Below are 21,226 nucleotides of genomic sequence, written 5' to 3'. Positions count from 1 at the left end.
GTGATTCACTGCGTGCCGTAGCGAATCCGGTGAGTGCCTGGAGGAAAATCAGCCGTGCCCCACGACATCGATCAGACGTTCACCGCCTTGCCGATGCGGGCGCTCGCCGATGCGGCGCTCGCGCGCGCGCGTGCCCTCGGCGCCGAGCACGCCGACTTCCGCCTGGAGCGGGTCCGCAGCGCCTCCTGGCGGCTCCGGGACGCCAAGCCCTCCGGCTCCTCGGACACCACGGACCTCGGGTACGCGGTGCGCGTGGTGCACGGCGGGGCCTGGGGATTCGCCTCCGGTGTCGACCTGACCATGGACGGCGCGGCCCGGGTGGCCTCGCAGGCCGTCGCCATGGCCAAGCTGTCCGCGAAGGTGATCGCGGCGGCCGGGTCCGAGGAGCGTGTGGAGCTCGCCGAGGAGCCCGTGCACGCCGACCGGACCTGGATCTCCTCGTACGAGATCGACCCGTTCGACGTCCCCGGGGCAGAGAAGAGCGCGCTGCTCGCCGACTGGAGCGCGCGTCTGCTGCGTGCCGACGGCGTGGCGCACGTGGACGCTTCGCTGCTGACCGTCCACGAGAACAAGTTCTACGCGGACACGGCGGGCACGGTCACCACCCAGCAGCGGGTGCGGCTGCACCCGCAGCTGACGGCCGTCGCGGTCGACGAGACGACCGGCGAGTTCGACTCGATGCGGACGATCGCGCCGCCGGTCGGCCGGGGCTGGGAGTACCTGACCGGGACCGGCTGGGACTGGGACGCGGAACTGGACCGGATCCCCGAGCTGCTGGCGGAGAAGATGCGGGCGCCCAGCGTGGAGGCGGGGACGTACGACCTGGTCGTCGACCCGTCGAACCTGTGGCTGACCATCCACGAGTCGATCGGGCACGCCACCGAGCTGGACCGGGCGCTGGGGTACGAGGCGGCGTACGCGGGGACCTCGTTCGCCACCTTCGACCAGTTGGGGAAGCTCACCTACGGATCGTCGATCATGAACGTGACCGGTGACCGGACCGCCGAGCACGGCCTCGCGACCATCGGCTACGACGACGAGGGGGTCGCGGGCCAGAGCTGGGACCTCGTGAAGGACGGCACCCTGGTCGGCTACCAGCTGGACCGCCGGATCGCGAAGCTCACGGGTCTCGGCCGCTCCAACGGCTGCGCCTTCGCCGACTCCCCCGCGCATGTACCGGTGCAGCGGATGGCGAACGTCTCGCTGCGGCCCGACCCCGGCGGTCTGTCGACCGAGGATCTGATCGGCGGCGTGGAGCGCGGCATCTACGTCGTCGGCGACCGGTCCTGGTCCATCGACATGCAGCGCTACAACTTCCAGTTCACCGGACAGCGCTTCTTCCGCATCGAGCACGGCCGGCTGGCCGGTCAGCTGCGGGACGTCGCGTACCAGGCGACGACCACCGACTTCTGGGGGTCGATGGAGCAGGTCGGCGGCCCGCAGACCTACGTGCTGGGCGGCGCGTTCAACTGCGGCAAGGCCCAGCCGGGCCAGGTGGCCGCGGTCTCCCACGGCTGCCCTTCCGCCCTTTTCCGGGGCGTCAACATCCTCAACACGACGCAGGAGGCCGGTCGATGAGCCGCGTCAGCAAGCCGCACGAGATCGTCGAGCGGGCCCTGGAGCTGTCCCGCGCGGACGGATGTGTCGTCATCGCCGACGAGGAGTCCTCGGCGAATCTGCGCTGGGCGGGCAACGCGCTGACCACCAACGGGGTCACGCGCGGCCGGACGCTCACCGTCGTCGCCACCGTGGACGGCGCGCAGGGCACCGCCTCCGGTGTCGTCTCGCGTTCCGCGGTGACCGCCGAGGACCTGGAGCCGCTGGTGCGGGCTGCCGAGGAGGCCGCGCGGGCCGCCGGTCCCGCCGAGGACGCGCAGCCGCTCGTCCGGGGCATCGACACCTCCCCCGACTTCACCGACGCGCCCGCCGAGACCTCGTCGGCCGTGTTCACGGACTTCGCGCCGGCGCTCGGCGAGTCCTTCGCCCGGGCCCGGGCCGGCGGGCGCGAGCTGTACGGCTTCGCCCATCACGAGCTGACCTCGACCTACCTGGGCACCTCGACGGGTCTGCGGCTGCGGCACGACCAGCCCAACGGCACCCTGGAGCTGAACGCCAAGTCCCCCGACCGTTCCCGTTCGGCCTGGGCCGGGAGTTCCACCCGGGACTTCAAGGACGTCGACCCGGCCGCGCTGGACGCCGAGCTGGCGCGGCGGCTCGGCTGGGCGGAGCGGCGTGTCGACCTGCCCGCCGGGCGGTACGAGACGCTGCTGCCGCCGACCGCGGTGGCCGATCTGCTGATCTACCAGCTGTGGTCCTCGGCGGCACGGGACGCCGTCGAGGGCCGTACCGTCTTCTCCAAGCCGGGCGGCGGTACCCGGATCGGCGAGACGCTCTCCCCGCTGCCGCTGACCCTGCGCAGTGATCCGAACGAGCCGGGCCTGGAGTCGGCGCCGTTCGTCGTCGCGCATTCCTCGGGTGACGACTCCTCGGTCTTCGACAACGGCCTTCCGGTGCCTCCGGTCGACTGGATGCGGGAGGGACGCCTGGAGCACCTGGTCACCACCCGGCACACGGCGGCGCTCAGCCGCCTGCCCGTGGCGCCCGCCGCCGGGAACCTGATCCTGGACGGCGGCGGCGAGCGGTCCCTGGAGGAGATGGTGGCCTCCACCCGGCGCGGCCTGCTGCTGACCTGTCTCTGGTACATCCGCGAGGTCGACCCGGCGACGCTGCTGCTGACGGGTCTGACCCGGGACGGCGTCTACCTCGTCGAGGACGGCGAGGTGGTCGGTGAGGTGAACAACTTCCGCTTCAATGAGTCGCCGGTGGATCTGCTGTCGCGGGCCTCGGAGGCGGGGCGGACCGAGAAGACACTGCCGCGCGAGTGGAGCGACTGGTTCACCAGGGCGGCGATGCCCGCGCTGCGGGTGCCCGACTTCAACATGAGCTCGGTCAGCAAGGGCGTATGACCCGCCTAGTACTCCAGTTGTAGATCGCGATCTTCATGTCCGGTCGACTTAGCATTGATAGTGGCTGGCCTGAGATCTGGCCTGGTGGCGGCATCGCCAGCGGGACCAGACGAAACGGTGGGCCGCGTCATGGACGGACTGGACGATGATGGTCATGAATACCGCTGGATTTCGTTGCAGGACTGCGGGATCAGGTCGGTGGGGCCGGCCACTGTGGGCGCTTCTCCCTACCCGCCTTCGACTCCATGAGTCATCCACCATGCCTGGCCTGACCTACTTTGACAGGGCATGGGGGTACACCTCCGAGTACAGGGGTCAATTCGCGCCACCAAGCTGACTTCCGGCCCTCTTCTCGAGAGTGATGGACTGGTGCCGCTCCGTGATGCGACGCTCTGGCCGGGTCGGTATTGCGCCGGCAAGCAAGGAGAGGCCATGACTGAGACCACGCCCGACGCAAAAGGACCGGCCCCGGTTCAGCTCACACCTGAAACAGCGGTTCCGGCGCCGATCTCGGCTGACGAGGTCAAGCCCGAAGACGTGGGCACACTGTCGATCGAGTACCGCGACAGCAAGCCCGTGATCGTCGTTAGCGGAGGTAAGTACCTTCCGGCGGGGCTCATGGTCGTGAACGAGTCTGGGCCTGTTGCGATGTACAAGGCAGAGCTTGTCGCCGCGCGCGTGGCCACCTGGCCCACGAATTTGATCGTTTTCGACAATTACCGGTGATCATCGGTGTGTGAAGACAGAAGATCAGACGGTGGCCGCGGGTCACAGTATAGATCCTGCCCGTTGGCAGGAGGCGTTCGAGGCCCTGATGGGCCGTATTGCGGGACGGTTCGTCCGGGTGGAACCCCGGCGCCGGGCACGGGCGTTCGTGCTCGGGTTGTTGTCGGGCCTGCCGCGCAAGAACTGCTGGACGCTCGCCGAGCATGCTGGGGACGCGGCCCCGTACGGTCTGCAGCACCTGCTGTCGAGGGCCAGGTGGGACGCCGACGCGGTACGCGATGACATCCGCGGCTTCGTCGTTGAGTACCTGCACCACGAGGACGCGGTGCTGGTCGTGGACGAGACCGGCGACCTGAAGAAGGGCACCGGCACGGTGGGCGTGCAGCGCCAGTACACCGGCACCGCAGGCCGCATCGAGAACAGCCAGGTCGCCGTCTACCTCGCCTACTCAACCCCGCTCGGGCACGCGGCGATCGACCGGGAGCTGTATGTTCCGCGCTCCTGGACCGAGGACCCGGCCCGCTGCCGGGCCGCCGGGATACCCGACGCCGTCGGCTTTACCACGAAACCCGCCCTCGCCGCCCGCATGATCGGCCGCGCCCTGGATGCCGGCGTTGCCGCATCCTGGGTGGCGGGCGATGAGGTCTACGGAGGCAACCCGCATCTGCGGACCGAGCTGGAGAGACGCGAGACCGGCTACGTGCTCGCCGTGGCCTGTGACCACCAGATCGCCACCCGAGCGGGCAAGCTCCGCGCCGACGCCCTGGTCAAGATGCTGCCGAAGCGGGCCTGGCAGAAACTCTCCGCTGGTGCCGGCGCCAAGGGGCACCGCTTCTACGACTGGGCCCTGGCCGACATCGCCGACGACCGGCCGGGCCACCGTCAGCTGCTCGTCCGCCGCAACCGGCGCACCCGTGAACTTGCCTTCTACCGCTGCTACTCGGCAATCCGGGTTCCGCTGTCCACTCTGGTGCGGGTCGCCGGGCGCAGATGGACGGTCGAGGAGACCTTCCAGTCCGGCAAGGGCCTGGCCGGACTGGACGAGCACCAGGTCAGACGCTGGACGTCCTGGCACCGCTGGGTCACCCTCGCGATGCTCGCCCACGCCTTCCTCACCGTCGTCCGCGCCGACGAACATGCCCGCCACTCGAAGCCGGACGGGCTGATACCGCTCACCTGCAACGAGATCCAGCACCTGTTCACCGCGCTCGTCGTCCGGCCCGTCCACGACGCGGCTCACCGGCTCGACTGGTCCCACTGGCGACGCCGCCACCAGGCCCGATCCCAGGCCAGCCACTATCAGCGACAAGCCGCCCAGACATGAAGATCGCGATCTACAACTGGAGTACTAGACTGAGGGCGGCGTGACGACCATCGATCAAGGAGACCGGACACCGTGACGGACATCGTCGACGAGCTGAAGTGGCGGGGGCTGTTCTCCCAGTCCACCGACGAGGACGCTTTGCGCAAGGCTCTCGCGGACGGTCCCGTCACGTTCTATTGCGGTTTCGACCCGACCGCGGCCAGCCTCCACGTCGGCCACCTGGTGCAGGTGCTCACGGTTCGCCGGCTCCAGCAGGCCGGTCACCGGCCGCTGGCGCTGGTCGGCGGGGCGACCGGGCAGATCGGTGACCCGCGCCCGACCGCGGAGCGCACCCTGAACGACCCGGAGACGGTCGCGAACTGGGTGGCCCGGCTGCGCACGCAGATCGAGCCGTTCCTCTCCTTCGAGGGGGAGAACGCCGCGGTCATGGTGAACAACCTGGACTGGACCGCCGGGCTCTCGGCGATCGAGTTCCTGCGGGACATCGGCAAGCACTTCCGGGTCAACAAGATGCTCTCCAAGGACTCGGTGGCCCGGCGGCTGGAGTCCGAGCAGGGGATCAGCTACACCGAGTTCAGCTACCAGCTGCTCCAGGGCATGGACTTCCTGGAGCTGTACCGCCGGTACGGCTGCACCCTCCAGCAGGGCGGCTCCGACCAGTGGGGCAATCTGGTGGCCGGCCTCGACCTGATCCACCGGCTGGAGCCGGGCGCGGAGGTGCACGCGTTGGCGACCCCGCTGATGGTGAAGGCGGACGGCACGAAGTTCGGCAAGACCGAGGGCGGGGCCGTCTGGCTCGACCCGGAGATGACCACTCCGTACGCCTTCTACCAGTTCTGGCTGAACGTGGACGACCGGGACATCTCGACGTACATGCGCATCCTCTCCTTCCGGACCCGCGAGGAGCTGGAGGAGCTGGAGCGGCAGACCGCCGAGCGCCCGCAGGCGCGGGCCGCCCAGCGGGCGCTGGCCGAGGAGCTGACGACGCTGGTGCACGGGGCCGGCCAGTGCGCGGCCGTCGTCGACGCCTCGAAGGCGTTGTTCGGGCAGGGCGATCTGGCGGAGCTGGACGCGGCCACGCTGGCGGCGGCGCTCTCCGAGCTGCCGCACACGCGGGTGACGGAGCTCGGTCAGGTCGTGGACCTGTTCACCGAGGTCGGTCTGGCACCCAGCAGGTCCGCCGCGCGGCGCACGGTGAAGGAGGGCGGTGCCTACGTGAACAACGCGAAGGTCACGGCCGAGGAGGCCGAGGTGTCCGCGGACGACCTGCTGCACGGGCGCTGGCTGGTCCTGCGCCGGGGCAAGAAGAACCTGGCGGCGATCGAGGTCGGCACCGAGGGCTGACGTCCCGGACCCGGTGATGGTCCGGGACCGTTCGCGCCGGGGGCCCGGTGCGCGCCGGCGAGCGCGCACCGGGCCCCCGGCGCGAACAGGCGTCACGCCCGTTGCCTGCCGCCCTTGAGTGAGGCCCACAGCATGTCGCCCACGCCGACCACCACGACCGCGCCGATGATCTGGAGCAGGTGACGTGTCCAGTCGATGCCCTTGGTGTCGTTGACCCCGATCCAGGTCGCGACGGCATTTCCGAGCACACTGCCGAGAATTCCGAATACGGTCGTCAGCCACAGCGGGATCTGTTGTTTGCCCGGAAGGATCGCTTTCGCGATCAGGCCGAGCACGAATCCCACGATGATTGCCCACAGCCAACCCATGGTCGCCTCCTCGTGCGGCGCGATCTGCGCATGCGGGCCCAGTCTCGGTCCGTCCGCCATACGGCGCATGTCGGACGGCTCCATACGTGACCCGGTCTCTTCCGGCTCGGGCGTCGGGCGTACCGTGGAAGGAGGTCCGGACCAGGGAGGGTCCGGCAGTGACGCCTGGTGGTGGTGGGTGATGCGGAAGCAAAGCACGAGCGAGGTCTTCCGGATCACGGGAGCCCGGCAGGGTCTCAGTGACGACGTGCGCGGCCGGCAGCGTCGGTACGTGATCTCGATGACCGTGCGGACGCTGGCCGTCATCGCGGCGGCCGTCCTGTGGAACGTCGAGCGCCACGTGGCGTTCGTGGCACTGGCCCTGGGCCTGCTGCTCCCGTACGTGGCGGTGGTCATCGCCAACGCGGGGCGGGAGAACGCGCCGTCCCTCCCCTCCACGTTCGTACCGCCTCCGGCACGCCCGATGCTGCGCGGCGGGGACGAGCGGGACGACGCGGCGGAGGACGGTGGTGGTCCGGGAACGGAAACACGCACGGAAGCCGGAACGGAAGCCGGGTCGGACCCCTCGGAATGACCTCGGCACGGTCCCGCGCACGGACAGAGTGATCATCAACGGGGTCGAAAAGCTCAGGAAAAGCTCAGATCAATCATGAAGTTCCGGTGCACCACACCCCATTCCCCGTGACATACTTCCTACGCGCTCCGCATCCCCCGTCGGAGCGACGGACCGATGCCGGGCAGCTCCCCCCGTGGCTGCCCGGCATCGCCATTGTTGGACAATGTCCCGGTGATCAATCCGGTGAGTGAAGAGTCCCCGATCTGTTCCGCCAAGGGCTGCCGCGCCGACGCGGTCTGGGTCCTGGCCTGGAACAACCCGAAGCTGCACACGCCCGAGCGCCGCAAGACCTGGCTCGCGTGCGAGGAGCACCGGGAGCACCTGTCACAGTTCCTGGGCGTCCGGGGGTTCCTCAAGGACGTCGTGCCCCTGGCGGAGTGGGAGTCAGCCGCCGATCGCTGACATCGGGCGCTCCGGCTGGAGGAAGCTCGGGTCGTCCAGACCCGAACCGGCCTTCTTGCCCCACATCGCGGTCTTCCAGATCCCGGCGATCTCCTCGTCCGGTGCCCCGGAGCGCAGCGCGGCGCGCAGGTCGGTCTCCTCGGTGGCGAACAGGCAGGTGCGCACCTGGCCGTCGGCGGTGAGCCGGGTCCGGTCGCAGGCCCGGCAGAACGGGCGGGTGACGGAGGCGATGACGCCGACGGTGTGCGGTCCGCCGTCGACCACCCAGCGCTCGGCGGGGGCGGAGCCGCGCTCCTCGCCGCCCTCGGGGGTGAGCTCGAAGCGGGTGCGCAGCGACTCCAGGATGTCCTGGGCGGTGATCATGCCCTCGCGCTTCCAGCCGTGCTGGGCGTCCAAGGGCATCTGCTCGATGAAGCGCAGTTCGTAGGCGTGGTCCACGGCCCAGGCCAGCAGGTCGGGGGCCTCGTCCTCGTTGAGTCCGGGCATCAGGACCGCGTTGACCTTGACGGGGGTGAGGCCCGCCGCGCGGGCGGCGGCCATGCCGTCCAGGACGTCGTGGTGGCGGTCGCGCCGGGTGAGGGTCTTGAAGACCTCGGGCCGCAGGGTGTCGAGGGAGACGTTGACGCGGTCCAGGCCGGCGGTCTTCAGCGCGCTCGCGGTCCGCTTGAGTCCGATGCCGTTGGTCGTCAGTGACATCCGGGGGCGGGGCTCCAACGCCGCGCAGCGCTCGACGATGCCCACCAGTCCGGGTCGGAGCAGAGGCTCGCCCCCGGTGAAGCGGACCTCGGTGACGCCGAGTGCGGTGACCGCGATGCGGACCAGCCGGACGATCTCGTCGTCCGTGAGCAGATCGGGCTTGGCCAGCCACTGCAGGCCCTCTTCGGGCATGCAGTACGTACACCGGAGATTGCACCGGTCGGTGAGTGAGACGCGCAGGTCGGTGGCCACGCGGCCGTACGTGTCGAGCAGCATCGCGGCCTCCTCCCCGTTCGTCTGAACCCTGTGGTCCCGAGCCTACGTGAGCGCACCGGCGCGGGGCACGGCCCCATTGTCACGAGGACCGGCGCGGTCCTGTCGTAGAACTCTACGACAGGACCGCGTCCGGGAATGCGGAATGTGTGCGACTCAGTGCGCTCCGACACCGGTGAGGGACTTGACCTCGAGCTCGGCGTACTTGCCCTTGTCCGGCTCCTCCTTGGACAGCAACGAGCCGAGCCAGCCGAGCAGGAAGCCCAGCGGGATCGAGATCAGGCCCGGGTTCTCCAGCGGGAACCAGTGGAAGTCGGCGCCCTTGACCATCGAGCCGGGCTTCCCGGAGACGACCGGCGAGAAGATCACGAGGACGACCGAGGAGATCAGGCCGCCGTAGATGGACCAGAGCGCGCCCTGGGTCGTGAACCTCTTCCAGAACAGGCTGTAGAGGATCGTCGGCAGGTTCGCGGAGGCGGCGACGGCGAACGCCAGGGCGACCAGGCCGGCGACGTTGATGTCGCGGGCGAGCGCGCCGAGCGCGATGGACACGACGCCGATGAGGACCGTCGCCCAGCGGGCGGCACGGACCTCCTCCTTCTCGGTGGCCTCTCCGCGCCGGATGACGTTGGCGTAGATGTCGTGCGCGAAGGACGAGGACGAGGCCAGGGTCAGTCCGGCGACGACGGCGAGGATGGTGGCGAAGGCGACGGCCGAGATGACCGCGAGCAGGATCGCGCCGCCGGTCGATCCGGCGCCGCCGCCGACCTCCAGCGCCGCGAGCGGCGCGGCCGTGTTGCCGGCCTTGTTGGAGGCGATGATGTCGCCGTTCTTCAGCAGGGCCGCGGCGCCGAAGCCGAGGACGATCGTCATCAGGTAGAAGGCGCCGATGATGCCGATGGCCCAGTTCACGGACTTACGGGCGGCTTTGGCCGTCGGCACCGTGTAGAAGCGGATCAGGATGTGCGGGAGGCCGGCGGTCCCGAGGACGAGCGCGATGCCGAGCGAGAGGAAGTCCAGCTTCGAGACGCCGGTGGCGCCGTACTTGAGGCCGGGCTCCAGGAACGCCGCGCCCTTGCCGCTGTTGGTGGCGGCGGCGCCGAGCAGGTCGGAGAGGTTGAAGTCGAACTTGAGCAGGATGAGGAAGGTGATCAGGAGGGTGCCCGCGATGAGCAGGACGGCCTTGACCATCTGCACCCAGGTGGTGCCCTTCATCCCGCCGATGGTGACGTACACGATCATCAGGACGCCGACCAGGGCGACGATCGCCACCTTGCCGCCGTCGCTGGTGATGCCCAGCAGCAGCGAGACGAGCACGCCGGCGCCCGCCATCTGGGCCAGCAGGTAGAAGATCGAGACGACGATGGTGGAGGTTCCGGCGGCCGTGCGTACGGGCCGCTGGCGCATCCGGTAGGCGAGGACGTCGCCCATGGTGAACCGGCCGGAGTTGCGGAGTGGTTCGGCGACGAGGAGCAGGGCGACCAGCCAGGCGACCAGGAAGCCGATGGAGTAGAGGAAGCCGTCGTAGCCGTAGAGGGCGATGGCGCCCGCGATGCCGAGGAAGGACGCGGCCGACATGTAGTCGCCGGAGATCGCGAGACCGTTCTGGAAGCCGGTGAACTGCCGGCCGCCGGCGTAGAAGTCGGCGGCGCTCCGGGTCTGGCGTCCCGCCCACACGGTGATGACGAGCGTGGCGACGACGAAGAGTCCGAAGAGGGTGATGATCAGCGTCCGGTGCTCACTGGTGGCGTTCTCGGCCGCCAGCCGGACGGCCTGGAAGGTGCTGCTCACGCGTCGGCCTCCATACGGGACTTGATGGCCTCGGCCTTCGGGTCGAGGCGCCCGGCCGCGTGCCGCGAGTAGAGCCAGGCGATGAGGAAGGTGGTGAGGAACTGGCCCAGACCGAGCACGAGGGCGACGTTGACGTTGCCGAAGAGCCGGATCCCCATGAAGCCGCCCGCGTAGTTGGACAGCAGGACGTAGAGCAGGTACCAGGTGATGAAGCCGAGGGTCAGGGGGAAGGCGAAGGAGCGGTAGGTGCGGCGCAGTTCGGCGAATTCCGGACTTTCCTGCACCTCGACGAACGCTTCGGTCGTGGGCTGGACGGGGGCGGGGGTGGCGTCCGTGCCGCCGTGGGGCGGCGGCGGTGCTTCGGTGGCCACGGAGTCTCCTCGGGACGCGGGTGCGGTGGTCATGGACGGTGCCTCGCAGGGGCTGGGGGACGGGGCTCCGGACGGAGCTCCGTCCCTGCACAACGGCACGGAGGACGGCGCGACGCGGTTCACCGCCGACGTTTTTATTGCGCCGGATCTTCATCAAGTCCTCTCAACTCATTGAAGGGCCGGGAAGATCAGCGATAACTTCACTCGTCATGCACCTGACTGCGCGCAACCGGCGCGCGGTCAGTACATACGGATGATGTGGAGAACCCATGGCTCATCTGGGATCGCGACGCGGCCGAGTACTCGCTCTGCCCGCCGGACTCGCGCTCACCGCCTCGCTCGGCTTCCTGCCCACCGGCGCCTCCGCGGCCGAGCTGAGCGACGCGCCGACGGCGACCACGGTCTCGGCCGACGGCCCGGAGCTGTCGTACGTCGTCAACATCGCCGGTGGCCGCTGGACGGGCGCCTCGGTGAAGCGGGCGATCGCGGCGGCGGGCGGCTCGGTGGTCATCTCCTATGACCGAATAGGCGTGATAGTCGTCCACTCGCAGAACCCCGAGTTCGCGAAGACGATCCGCAAGGCCCGCGGTGTGGTGTCGGCCGGCGCCACGCGTACCGCCCCGCTCTCCGTCCAGTCCGACGACTCCGTCGGCGAGGGCGACCAGGAGCTGACCCCCGCCGAGGCCGCCGCCGCGGCGGCCCGTGCCGGCGACGACCAGGACGCGCTGGAGCCCCTGCAGTGGGACCTGCCGGCCATCAAGGCGGACAAGGCACACAAGCGGACGCTCGGCAGCAGCCGGGTGACCGTCGGTGTCATCGACACCGGTGTCGATGACACCCACCCGGACCTGGCGCCCAACTTCAACGCGCGGGCCTCGGCGAACTGCGTGTCCGGCGTCCCGGACACCACGCCCGGCTCGTGGCGCCCCAACCCCGGGGAGAGCGACCACGGCACGCACGTGGCCGGTACCATCGCCGCCGCCAAGAACGGCATCGGTGTCACCGGCGTCGCGCCGGGCGTGAAGGTCGCCGGCATCAAGGTCTCCACCCCGGACGGCTACTTCTTCACCGAGGCCGTCGTCTGCGGCTTCGTGTGGGCCGCCGAGCACGGCGTCGACATCACGAACAACAGCTACTACACCGACCCGTGGATGTTCGCCTGCAAGAACGACGCGGACCAGAAGGCCCTGATCGAGGCGGTGACCCGCGCGACCCGCTACGCCGAGCGCCGGGGCACGGTCAACGTCGCGGCGGCCGGGAACTCGGCGTTCGACCTCGCGGCCGACTCGATCGTGGACAACAGCAGCCCGAACGACTCCACCCCGGGTGACCGCGTCATCGACCCGAAGACCTGCTTCGACTACCCGGCGATGCTGCCGGGCGTGGTGACGGTCTCCGCGACCGGCGCCAAGGACCTGAAGGCCTCGTACTCCAACTACGGTCTCGGCGTCATCGACGTCTCCGCCCCGGGCGGCGACCGCACCGAGTACCAGACCCCGGACGCCCCGGCGGTGAACGGCCGTATCCTGTCGACCACGGTCAACGGCGGCTACAACTACAAGGCCGGCACGTCGATGGCCTCGCCGCACGCGGCGGGTGTGCTCGCGCTCCTGAAGTCGACCCACCCTCACGCGAGCCCGGCGGCGCTCAAGGCCCTGCTGTACGCGCAGGCCGACGACCGCGCCTGCACCAACCCCTACGACATCAACGGCGACGGTGTCGTCGACGCGGTGTGCGAGGGCGGCAAGAAGAAGAACGGCTTCTACGGCGCGGGGCTGATCGACGCCCTCGACGCGGTGCGCAGGTAGTTCCCGGCGGGTCCCGGTGCGGTGTGCCGCACCGGGACCCGTGCGCGTGGCACGGGACTCCGGCCTCGCGGAGGGGCACGGAGTGCCATCATGCGTCCATGAACGAGTGGATGGACGACACCCCGCACGGTGCCACGCAGTCGCTGTGGTCGGCCCTGGGCGGCGATCCCGCCCTGCTCCGCCGGGTGTCGTACGGCGGTCCGCCCGGTCTGCTGCCCGCCCGGCTGCCCGTGATGACCCTGGCCCGGTCGACGGTCGCGGTCGCGGGTCTGGCCGCCGCCGAACGGGAGGGTGGTACGGGCCGCGTGCGGGTGGACGACGGGGCCGTCGCCACCGCGTTCGTGAGTGAGCGTCATCTCCGGATCGACGGGCGGGCGCCCGTCTCCTTCGCGCCGCTGTCCCGTTTCTGGCGAACGGCGGACGGCTGGGTCCGGACCCATGCGAACTATCCCCACCACCGGGCCGCGCTGCTGGCCGCGCTCGGAGTGCGCGAGGAATCGGCGCAGGCCGTGGCGGCGGTGATCGCCGAGCGGCCCGCGACGGAGGTCGAGACGGCGGTGTACGCCGCCGGGGGCCTGGCCGTCGCCCTGCGCACCCCGCGGGAGTGGGCCGCGCATCCGCAGGGCCGGGAGGTGGCGGCGCGCCCGTTGCTGACGGCGCAACGCCTCGACGACGCGGTTCCGGCCCGGTTCCGGCAGCGTGGCACACGGCACGGCACCGGGAAGCCGGCACGGGGCACCGGCGGTGCGGCGGGGCTCACCGCACCCGACGGACGTCCGCTGCGCGTCCTCGATCTGACCCGGGTCATCGCGGGTCCGGTGGCCACCCGGACGCTGGCGCTGCTGGGCGCGGACGTGCTGCGGATCGACCCGCCGCAGCGGCCCGAACTCCCCGACCAGCACACGGACGGCGACATCGGGAAGCGGACGGCGGCGCTGGATCTGACGCGCCCGTCGGACCGCCGCACCCTCGACGACCTCCTGGACTCCGCCGACGTCCTGGTCACCGGCTACCGCCCGGGGGCCCTGGACCGCTTCGGTCTGCACCGCCCCGGTCTCGTCGTGGCCCGGCTGTCGGCGTGGGGCGACTACGGCCCCTGGGGCGAGCGACGCGGATTCGACAGCCTCGTGCAGGCGGCGACCGGGATCGCGGTGACGGAGGGCTCGACGGAGCAGCCGGGTGCCCTGCCGGCGCAGGCACTGGACCACGGCTCGGGCTATCTGCTGGCGGCGGCCGTGCTGCGCTCCCTCACCGAGCAGGACCGGGACGGTGGCACCCGGCTGGTCCGGCTCGCGCTGGCGCAGACGGGCCACTGGCTGTCGGCCGCGCTCCCCCGGTACGAGCCGGAGCCCCACCTCACCGAGCGGGACGGCCCGGCCGGGCGGCTGCGGTACGCGCGGTCGCCGGTGGTGTACGACGGAGGGCCGGCGGACTGGTCGCGTCCCCCGGGCCCGGCGGGGGCCGACGCGCCCGAGTGGCTCGGGGCCTGAGGACACCGGCCCGCCCCGGACCGCGCCCGAGGTACGCCTACGGCGTGACGAGGACCTTCAGGGCCGTGCGCTCGTCCATGGCCCGGTATCCGGCCGGGACGCCGTCGAGGCCGACGGCCAGGTCGAACACGGGGCCCGGGTCGATCGTGCCGTCGAGCACGTCGGGGAGCAGCTCCGGGATGTACGCGCGGACCGGGGCGACCCCGCCGCGCAGCGAGATGTTCCGGCCGAACATCACCGAGAGGTCCAGGCCGGTGCCGCTGCCGTGCGGGACGCCGACGTAGCCGACGGAGCCCCCGTCCCGGGCGATGGCGACGGCGGTGCGCATCGACTGCTCCGTGCCGACCGCCTCGATGACGGCGTGGGCGCCGTGGCCGCCGGTGAGCTCGCGGACGGCCGCCTCTGCGGCCTCGCCGCGCTCGGCTACGACGTCGGTGGCGCCGAAGGTGCGGGCGATGTCGGTGCGGGTGGTGTGCCGGCCGAGCGCGATGATCCGTTCCGCGCCGAGCCGCCGGGCGGCGAGCACGCCGCACAGGCCCACGGCCCCGTCGCCGACGACCGCGACGGTGGCGCCCGGCTTGACACCGGCGCCGAGGGCCGCGTGGTGGCCGGTGCCGAGGACGTCCGAGAGGGCGAGGAGACCGGTCAGCAGGTGGTCGTCGGAGGCCGCCTCGGCGGGAAGCCGGACGAGGGTGCCGTCGGCGAAGGGGACACGGACCGCTTCGCCCTGGCCGCCGTCGGAGCCCACCGAGCCCCAGAACCCGCCCCGTGGGCAGGAGGTCTGGAGGCCCTCGTCGCAGAAGGCGCAGGTCCCGTCGGACCAGACGAAGGGGGCCACGGCCAGATCACCGGGGGCGAAGCCGGTGACGTCGGCACCGGTCTCCTCGACGATGCCGAGGAACTCGTGGCCGATGCGCTGGCCGGGCCGCCGGGCGGACTCGCCCCGGTAGGCCCACAGGTCGCTGCCGCAGATGCAGGCGCGCAGCACCCGCAGGACGACGTCCGTGGACTCCTTGATCACCGGGTCGGGCACGTCCTCCACGCGCATGTCGAAGGGGGCGTGGATGGTGGTGGCGCGCATGGGGGCGGTCCTCGGCTGTGCAGACGTTCGTACGACGTTCACCGTACTCCGGTCGTGGCGCATCCGCCGTCGCCGGGGAGGGCACCGGCACGCTGCCGTCCCCCGGGGGCCCGGTCCTGGCGGCCGGTCGCCGCCCACACCGTCGCCGCCGGCCGGGGCGTCAGACTCCGGCCGCGCCCAGCAGTGACCCGGCCGCGTAGGTCACCGCCATCGCCAGCGCCCCTCCCCCGGTGTTCCGGAGCACCGCCCGGCCCGGCGGGGCGGCTCCCAGGCGGGCGCTCCCCCAGCCGGCGAGGGCCAGGGCCGCGAGGACCGACACGACCGTGATCCAGAGCCGGGCCGGGGCGGGGGGCAGGACCATCGCCAGCAGCGGCAGCAGGGCGCCGACCGTGAAGGCGAGAAAGCTCGCGCCTGCCGCGTGCCAGGGGTTGGTGAGCGCGTCGGGGTCGATGCCCAGTTCCACGCGGGCATGGGCCCGCAGGGCGTCGCGGTCGGTGAGCTGCTCGGCGGCCTCGCGGGCGACGGCCGGTGAGAGGCCGCGGGCGGACAGCAGCTCGGTCAGCTCGGCCAGCTCCTCCTCGGGCCGCTCGCGCAGTTCGCGTCTCTCCTGGGCCAGGGCCGCCTTCTCCGAGTCTCGCTGGGTGGAGACCGACACGTACTCGCCCGCCGCCATCGACATCGACCCGGCGAGCAGTCCGGCCAGGCCCGCGGTCAGCAGCGCGGAGCGGGAGGCCGTCGCGCCGGCGACGCCGACGACGAGGCCCGCGGTGGAGACGACACCGTCGTTGGCCCCGAGGACGGCGGCTCGGAGCCAGTTGAGGCGGGTACCGAGGCCGCCCCCGTGGGCTTCGTCGTGCTCGGTCGCTGCGGTCCCGGTCTCGTCGGTCACGACGCGGAGTATTCCCCGCGGGCGCTCACCACACGCGGACCGACCCGCCCGACGCGAAGGCGGGGCTGGTGGCGTCGCGCGGGATCTCCGTCAGGGGCCGGGCGATCTCGGCGACCGTCGGCCCGTGCAGCGCGGCCAGCGGCTCCAGCAGCGCCGGGTCGAAGCCGTACACGCGGGCCGCGTTGCCGCCCGCCATCGCCGCGACCTCCGCCGGCGGCAGCCCCGCGTAGGCGATGCGGAGTGCCTCGCGGGAGTACGGCGTGGTGCCCTCGTCGTGCGGGTAGTCGCTGCCCCACATGATCTTGTCGAGGCCGATCCGGTCGCGCAGCGGAACCTCGTGCGGGCGCATGAAACTGGCACCGACGAAGCAGTTCTCGCGCCACACCTCACTGGGCCGCCTGTCCGCGGACCGGGCGAGGCCCGTGCCGAACCGGGACTCCGCGGTGGCGGTCCGGGAGCCGGCCGGGACGAGGCGGGCGTGGTAGTAGTCCAGCATCTCCAGGACGCCGGGGATCCAGCCGGAGCCCTGTTCGGTGAGGACCAGCCGAAGTCCCGGATGGCGGCGGAAGGCCCCGCCGAACACCAGGTGCCACAGCGCCCGGTGCGAGAACCAGGTCGTCTCGACCATGAACACCGCGCGCGCCGCCGGTTCGTCGCCGAGCGGTGGTGAGGCGGAGCCGCCGTGGTGGTTGACCGGGACCTCCAGCTCCGCGCAGACCGCCCAGATCGGGTCGTACGTCCGTGAGTGGAGCTCCGGGAGCCCGCTGCCGGGCGGGGTGCCGGGCAGCAGGATGCCGCCGGTGAGCCCCGCCTCCCTGGTGCGGCGGATCTCCCGCACCGCCTCGTCGACGTCGTTGAGGAGGATCTGTGCCACCCCCGCCCTGCGGCCCGGCGCCCGGGCGCAGAAGTCGGCGAGCCAGCGGTTGTGGGCCCGCAGGCCCGCCCAGCGCCGTTCGTACTCCTGCCGGGTGGGCGCCGGGGCCATCAGCGAGGCGGAGGGGAAGAACGGTGGGACGGTGTTGGGGAAGACGACCTCGGCGACGATGCCGTCCGCTTCCAGTTCGCGCAGCCGGCGCGCGGAGTTCCAGTTGCGGTCGGCGGTGTCGGCGAGCAGGTCCTCGTACGGGTTGACGTAGCCGGCCGCCCAGGCGTCGAAGTCGTCGTGGTGGCGCTTCTCCAGGTAGGGCCGGTAGTCGAGCAGGTCGGCGCCGGCGTGACAGTCGGCCGAGATGACGGTGTACCGGTCGTCGCCGTTCACGGTGTCACTCCCAGCGCGGGGAAGTCGTGGTCCGTCAGCCAGTGGCGGCCGACCTCGCGGGAGCGGGCCCAGGACGCCTCCACCGCCGTCTGGTCGGCCGGCTGGCCGAGTTCGGCGGGGGTGGGGCCGATCCGGCGGGCGACCGGCGCCAGTGCGGCGGTGTCGAAGCCGAAGACCTCGGCGGCGGACAGTCCCAGCATCCGCCGGGTCTCGGTCACCGGAATGTCGTGGAAGGTCCGCCGGAGCCATGCGCGGGTGGCCGGCCAGGTCCCCTCGGGGTGCGGGAAGTCGGAGCCCCACAGGATGTTGTCGACGCCGATCTCGTACCGCTGGGCCAGCTCCCGCCGCTTGGTGTTGGTGGCGCAGACGAAGACCTGCCGGTCCAGGTACTCGCTCGGGGGCCGCCGGAGTCCCGGGAACGGTGACAGCTTCTTGCCGCCGTGGGCCCCGAGGTAGAGGCGGTCCATGAACCACAGCAGGTTGGGCAGCCACCAGCATCCGGACTCGGCGACGCCGAACCGCAGCCCTGGGTGGCGTTCGAAGACCCCCGACCAGAGCAGGAACCAGAGCGGTCTGGCGGGCCACCAGGTCACCTCGCTGACGTAGATGCCGAGGTGGTCGCCGTACTCCTCCCGGGGGGCCGCGCCGGAGTGGGTGACCAGGGGCATGCCGGCCTCGGCCGCCGCGGCCCACACCGGGTCGTAGCGCCGGTCGTGGTAGGGCTCCTTGTCCACCCACATCGAGGGGATCATGAGGGCGCCGAGGCCCGACTCCCTGGCGCGGCGGATCTCGGCGACGACCTCGTCCGTGTCGGCTGTCACCGGCAGGAGAGCCACCCCGCGATGGCGTTCGGGGTGGCTCCCCACGAACTCGGCCAGCCAGCGGTTGTGGGCCCGCGCGCCTGCCATGCCGAGCCGCGGGTCCTGGTCGCCGGAGAGGCCGAGGCCGACGCCGAAGGGGGCGGCGGTCCGGCTGTCGACGGCGTCCGCGTCGGGGAAGACGACCTCGGCCGCGACGCCGTCGCCGTCGAGTTCCTTGAGCCGCCGGGCGGCGTCCCAGCCGCCGCGCAGTCCTTCCTCGTTGTCGCTGAACCACTTCTCCGCGAAGGTCTCGTTGCGCACGCCGAGCCGTGTCATGGCCTCGCGGCGGGCGTCCCGGCCGGCGAGGAACTCGTCGAAGTCCCGGTGGAACCGGGAGTCGAGGTAAGGCCGGTACCGCTCGGTCGGCAGCCCGGCGTGGCAGTCGGAGGAGATGATCAGATACGGATCGTCATCGCTCATGGCGAAGCCCCTCAGTCGAGGATGAAGCTCTCCAGATAGGTCGGGTCGGCGCGGTCGAGCATGGACTGGGAGCGCGCCCTGATCTGACGGTCGCTGTGCTCGCCGGCCGGCAGCATCCAGAAGCGGTCGGCACGGATGCCGTCGACGACGTGCCCGGCCACCTCCTCGACGGGGGTGAAGGCGACCTCGTGCCCGGCCGCCCTCATGGCCGCCTCCCACTGGTCGAGGCTGCGGTACGGGGTCCGGCGCGGGCGCTGCTTGGCGTACCGCTCGGGCCGGTTGCGGTGCGACTCCCACAAGCCGGTGCGCAGCATGTGCGGGCCGGGGAAGAGCACGGAAGCGCCCACGGGCGCGCGCCGGGCCCTCAGCTGCGCGTACAGCGACTCGGTCAGGGTGACCACGGCCGACTTGGTGACGGCGTAGACGGAGGCGGTGGGCAGCGGGGCGATCCCGCCGTCCCCGGAGGAGGTGTTGACGACGTGCCCGGGGCCGCCGCTCGCGATCATGCGCGGGACGAATGCCTGGACGCCGTGGAAGACGCCCCACACGTTGACGGCGAAGGCCCATGCCCAGTCGTTGGGCTCGTGCTCCCACATCGGGCCCTCGGCGCCCGAGGCGACACCCGCGTTGTTGCACAGCACGTGTACCGCGCCGAAGGTGTCATAGGCGGCGTCCGCGAGGGCCGTCACGGACGCCGAGTCGGTGACGTCGACCGGGTGGGCGAGGACTCGGGCGCCGTCCCCCGACAACTCCGCGGCGGCCCGGCCGAGCGCGGGCTCCTCCACGTCGCCGAGGACGACGGCCAGTCCCTCGGCGGCGAATCGGCGGGCCATCGCGAGTCCGATGCCGCCGGCCGCCCCGGTGACGACGGCGACCTGTCCCGCGCGCAGGTCCATCACGCGCTCCCTTCGGGCGGGCCGTCGAGGCTCTGCCCCGGGTCGTCGTAGCGCTGGTGGGCGTACGGCGCGAGGCTCGCGGCGCTCACCCGCTCGGCCACCCGGCCCCACTGGCCGGTGGTCTTCTCGCCGAGGGTGATCCCGACGATCCGGCGGACGGCGAGGTCGGCGACCGGGTCGTACGGGGACTCGCGCAGGACGACGTCGCCGATGACACGCTCCAGCCGGCGGACCTTCTCGCGGCGGACGCAGTGGACGAGGACGGGATCGTCCTCGAAGCCGGAACCGTCCACCGCGGGAAGGAACTTGTAGTAGAAGTCGGTCTTCTCCGCGGGCTCGGGCAGGGGCAGCGGGCCGGACACCGCGCCGCGTACCTCGACGAAGGCGACACCGTGGCGGGCGAGCGCGGCCCGGACGGCCGTGCCCTCCCGCTCGACGGTGACCTCGCCGAGCTTCTTGGGCTCGCCGAAGACCTCGCGTCCGCCGACCAGGGCGCGCTCGTGGGTCATCGGCATGACCAGGGGATACCAGCCCTCCCGGTCGCCGTGGGCGGCGGCGACGGCGACCGAGCCGGCGCCGAGGGGGTGACCCGACAGGTCCACCCGGGAGAGGGTGGCCCGGACGAGGGGATCCCCGACGGGTTTCAGCGGAGGCGGCAGGACGGCCGCGACCACCTCGGGGTCGGTCTCCCAGACGGCGACCACGCCGGTGGACCAGAGGTCGGGAAGCGAGGATCGCCTCGCGCGGGCCGCCGCGATCTCGGCGTCCGTGCGCGCGCCGTACCGTACGCGTGCCATGAGGTACCGCCCTTCGGGGAACCGTCAGCGTGTAACACAGTTACACCCCGCGCGATGAAGGGTAAATACCCGTGCGAACAAGAGACTTGAGGAGACCATGGCTCGCTCCGCGCTGACCCGCGAGGAGGTCCTGCGCGCCGCCGCGGCGCTGGTGAGGGAGCTCGGTCCGGACGCGCTCACGATGCGCGGACTGGCGGCCGAGCTGGGCACCGCGGTCACCTCGATCTACTGGCACGTGGGAAACCGCGAGTCCCTCCTGGACGCGCTCGTCGAACGGACCGTGGCGGAGCTGGCCGCGGTCACCGCCCACGGCCGCACCCCCGTCGACCGGATCGTCTCCGTGGCCGACGCTCTCCGCCGCGATCTGCGCGAACGCCCACACCTGGTGGCAATGGTCCACGAGCGGGGCCTGACGGAACGGATGTTCCTGCCCGCCCAGCGCGCCCTGGCCCGCGAGGTGCACGCGGCGGGGCTGCGGGGCACGCGGGCCGCGCGGGTGGTCCGCGCCGTGCAGTTCCAGGTCGTCGGCTACGTCCTGGTGGAGCGGAACCGGGAACGGGCCCCGGTCCAGTCGCCGGGCGAGGAGGTTCTCTGGAACGCCGAGGGCGACACGTCGCCCGACCCGGCCCTGGCCCGCGCGCTGGCCCGCCCGGTGGACACCGGACACCTCTTCGCCGTGTCCGTGCGGGCCCTGGTGGAGGGACTGTTGGCGGTTCCGGGGCCGCCGCGGGGCCCGGTCGGCTGACCCGTCGTCCCCTCCGGGCGGCCGGCTCTCAGCCCTCACGTGCCCATGGGATGGCCGGAACCGGGGGCCCGGTTCCGGAACCGGGGGACGCGGTGTCGGCGGCTG

General features: G+C 71.7%; 20 protein-coding genes. 10 read left to right on the top strand and 10 right to left on the bottom strand.

Features of this window, described 5'->3' with window-relative positions; all coding sequences use genetic code 11:
• Nucleotides 1-54 precede the first annotated feature (54 nt).
• From OG393_RS26050 to tyrS, 5 genes are all read left to right on the top strand, one after another.
• Complete coding sequence (locus OG393_RS26050) at nucleotides 55-1,578, top strand: TldD/PmbA family protein (RefSeq protein WP_327377132.1); 1,524 nt, start codon at nucleotides 55-57, stop codon at nucleotides 1,576-1,578.
• Nucleotides 1,575-2,966 carry a metallopeptidase TldD-related protein gene (locus OG393_RS26045; RefSeq protein ID WP_327377131.1) on the top strand — a complete coding sequence of 464 codons (1,392 nt, stop codon included), beginning with the start codon at nucleotides 1,575-1,577 and terminating at the stop codon, nucleotides 2,964-2,966. The genes OG393_RS26050 and OG393_RS26045 overlap by 4 nt, the downstream gene beginning before the upstream one ends.
• A gap of 432 nt (nucleotides 2,967-3,398) precedes the next feature.
• Entirely contained in the window at nucleotides 3,399-3,692 is a 294-nt protein-coding gene (locus OG393_RS26040; RefSeq protein WP_327376133.1) for a hypothetical protein, read from the top strand.
• Between the two features lie 88 nt (nucleotides 3,693-3,780).
• Nucleotides 3,781-5,016 carry an IS701 family transposase gene (locus tag OG393_RS26035; protein ID WP_327378430.1) on the top strand — a complete coding sequence of 412 codons (1,236 nt, stop codon included), beginning with the start codon at nucleotides 3,781-3,783 and terminating at the stop codon, nucleotides 5,014-5,016.
• 72 nt (nucleotides 5,017-5,088) lie between these two features.
• Complete coding sequence (tyrS, locus tag OG393_RS26030) at nucleotides 5,089-6,360, top strand: tyrosine--tRNA ligase (protein WP_327377130.1); 1,272 nt, start codon at nucleotides 5,089-5,091, stop codon at nucleotides 6,358-6,360.
• A gap of 92 nt (nucleotides 6,361-6,452) precedes the next feature.
• Here tyrS and OG393_RS26025 read toward each other — a convergent pair whose 3' ends face one another.
• Nucleotides 6,453-6,728, bottom strand: a complete 276-nt coding sequence (locus tag OG393_RS26025; RefSeq protein ID WP_327378552.1) for a GlsB/YeaQ/YmgE family stress response membrane protein — start codon at nucleotides 6,726-6,728, stop codon at nucleotides 6,453-6,455.
• Between the two features lie 181 nt (nucleotides 6,729-6,909).
• Between OG393_RS26025 and OG393_RS26020 the strand changes: the two genes are divergently transcribed.
• Nucleotides 6,910-7,302 carry a DUF3099 domain-containing protein gene (locus OG393_RS26020; RefSeq protein WP_327377129.1) on the top strand — a complete coding sequence of 131 codons (393 nt, stop codon included), beginning with the start codon at nucleotides 6,910-6,912 and terminating at the stop codon, nucleotides 7,300-7,302.
• Between the two features lie 213 nt (nucleotides 7,303-7,515).
• Nucleotides 7,516-7,746, top strand: coding sequence for a hypothetical protein (locus OG393_RS26015; RefSeq protein ID WP_327377128.1), 231 nt, complete (start codon nucleotides 7,516-7,518; stop codon nucleotides 7,744-7,746).
• Here the strand turns inward: OG393_RS26015 and moaA are convergent.
• From moaA to OG393_RS26000, 3 genes are all read right to left on the bottom strand, one after another.
• A complete protein-coding gene (moaA, locus tag OG393_RS26010) occupies nucleotides 7,729-8,718 on the bottom strand; it encodes a GTP 3',8-cyclase MoaA (protein ID WP_327377127.1) in 990 nt (329 codons plus the stop codon). The two genes, OG393_RS26015 and moaA, sit on opposite strands and share 18 nt — an antisense overlap.
• Nucleotides 8,719-8,871: 153 nt before the next feature.
• The gene (locus tag OG393_RS26005) at nucleotides 8,872-10,506 is read right to left on the bottom strand and encodes a solute symporter family protein (protein WP_327377126.1); all 1,635 of its coding nucleotides are present in this window, start codon (nucleotides 10,504-10,506) and stop codon (nucleotides 8,872-8,874) included.
• Nucleotides 10,503-10,877: a DUF485 domain-containing protein gene (locus OG393_RS26000; protein WP_327377125.1), complete on the bottom strand. Its 375-nt coding sequence runs from the start codon at nucleotides 10,875-10,877 to the stop codon at nucleotides 10,503-10,505. The genes OG393_RS26005 and OG393_RS26000 overlap by 4 nt, the downstream gene beginning before the upstream one ends.
• A gap of 269 nt (nucleotides 10,878-11,146) precedes the next feature.
• Here OG393_RS26000 and OG393_RS25995 point away from each other — a divergent pair, with 269 nt between their 5' ends.
• Both OG393_RS25995 and OG393_RS25990 read left to right on the top strand, forming a co-directional pair.
• The gene (locus tag OG393_RS25995; RefSeq protein ID WP_327377124.1) at nucleotides 11,147-12,685 is read left to right on the top strand and encodes a S8 family peptidase; all 1,539 of its coding nucleotides are present in this window, start codon (nucleotides 11,147-11,149) and stop codon (nucleotides 12,683-12,685) included.
• A 98-nt stretch (nucleotides 12,686-12,783) separates the two neighbouring features.
• Complete coding sequence (locus OG393_RS25990; protein ID WP_327377123.1) at nucleotides 12,784-14,175, top strand: CoA transferase; 1,392 nt, start codon at nucleotides 12,784-12,786, stop codon at nucleotides 14,173-14,175.
• Between the two features lie 37 nt (nucleotides 14,176-14,212).
• Here the strand turns inward: OG393_RS25990 and OG393_RS25985 are convergent, their stop codons facing one another.
• The 6 genes from OG393_RS25985 to OG393_RS25960 all read right to left on the bottom strand — a co-directional run bounded on the left by OG393_RS25985 (nucleotide 14,213) and on the right by OG393_RS25960 (nucleotide 20,376).
• Nucleotides 14,213-15,256, bottom strand: a complete 1,044-nt coding sequence (locus OG393_RS25985) for a zinc-dependent alcohol dehydrogenase family protein (protein WP_327377122.1) — start codon at nucleotides 15,254-15,256, stop codon at nucleotides 14,213-14,215.
• 160 nt (nucleotides 15,257-15,416) lie between these two features.
• Nucleotides 15,417-16,145 carry a VIT1/CCC1 transporter family protein gene (locus OG393_RS25980; RefSeq protein ID WP_327377121.1) on the bottom strand — a complete coding sequence of 243 codons (729 nt, stop codon included), beginning with the start codon at nucleotides 16,143-16,145 and terminating at the stop codon, nucleotides 15,417-15,419.
• A 25-nt stretch (nucleotides 16,146-16,170) separates the two neighbouring features.
• Nucleotides 16,171-17,403, bottom strand: a complete 1,233-nt coding sequence (locus tag OG393_RS25975) for an amidohydrolase family protein (protein ID WP_327377120.1) — start codon at nucleotides 17,401-17,403, stop codon at nucleotides 16,171-16,173.
• A complete protein-coding gene (locus OG393_RS25970) occupies nucleotides 17,400-18,683 on the bottom strand; it encodes an amidohydrolase family protein (protein ID WP_327377119.1) in 1,284 nt (427 codons plus the stop codon). The genes OG393_RS25975 and OG393_RS25970 overlap by 4 nt, the downstream gene beginning before the upstream one ends.
• Before the next feature lie 11 nt (nucleotides 18,684-18,694).
• Nucleotides 18,695-19,579 carry an SDR family NAD(P)-dependent oxidoreductase gene (locus OG393_RS25965; RefSeq protein WP_327377118.1) on the bottom strand — a complete coding sequence of 295 codons (885 nt, stop codon included), beginning with the start codon at nucleotides 19,577-19,579 and terminating at the stop codon, nucleotides 18,695-18,697.
• Nucleotides 19,579-20,376, bottom strand: coding sequence for an acetoacetate decarboxylase family protein (locus OG393_RS25960; RefSeq protein ID WP_327377117.1), 798 nt, complete (start codon nucleotides 20,374-20,376; stop codon nucleotides 19,579-19,581). The genes OG393_RS25965 and OG393_RS25960 overlap by 1 nt, the downstream gene beginning before the upstream one ends.
• A 97-nt stretch (nucleotides 20,377-20,473) precedes the next feature.
• On the opposite strand from OG393_RS25960, the gene OG393_RS25955 reads away from it, so the two are divergent.
• Nucleotides 20,474-21,121, top strand: a complete 648-nt coding sequence (locus tag OG393_RS25955; RefSeq protein ID WP_327377116.1) for a TetR/AcrR family transcriptional regulator — start codon at nucleotides 20,474-20,476, stop codon at nucleotides 21,119-21,121.
• Nucleotides 21,122-21,226 lie beyond the last annotated feature (105 nt).

It is taken from the genome of Streptomyces sp. NBC_01216 (assembly GCF_035994945.1).
Lineage (GTDB): Bacteria > Actinomycetota > Actinomycetes > Streptomycetales > Streptomycetaceae > Streptomyces.
The sequence above is the reverse complement of the archived record's forward strand: the minus strand, read 5'-3'. Positions and strand labels throughout refer to the sequence as shown.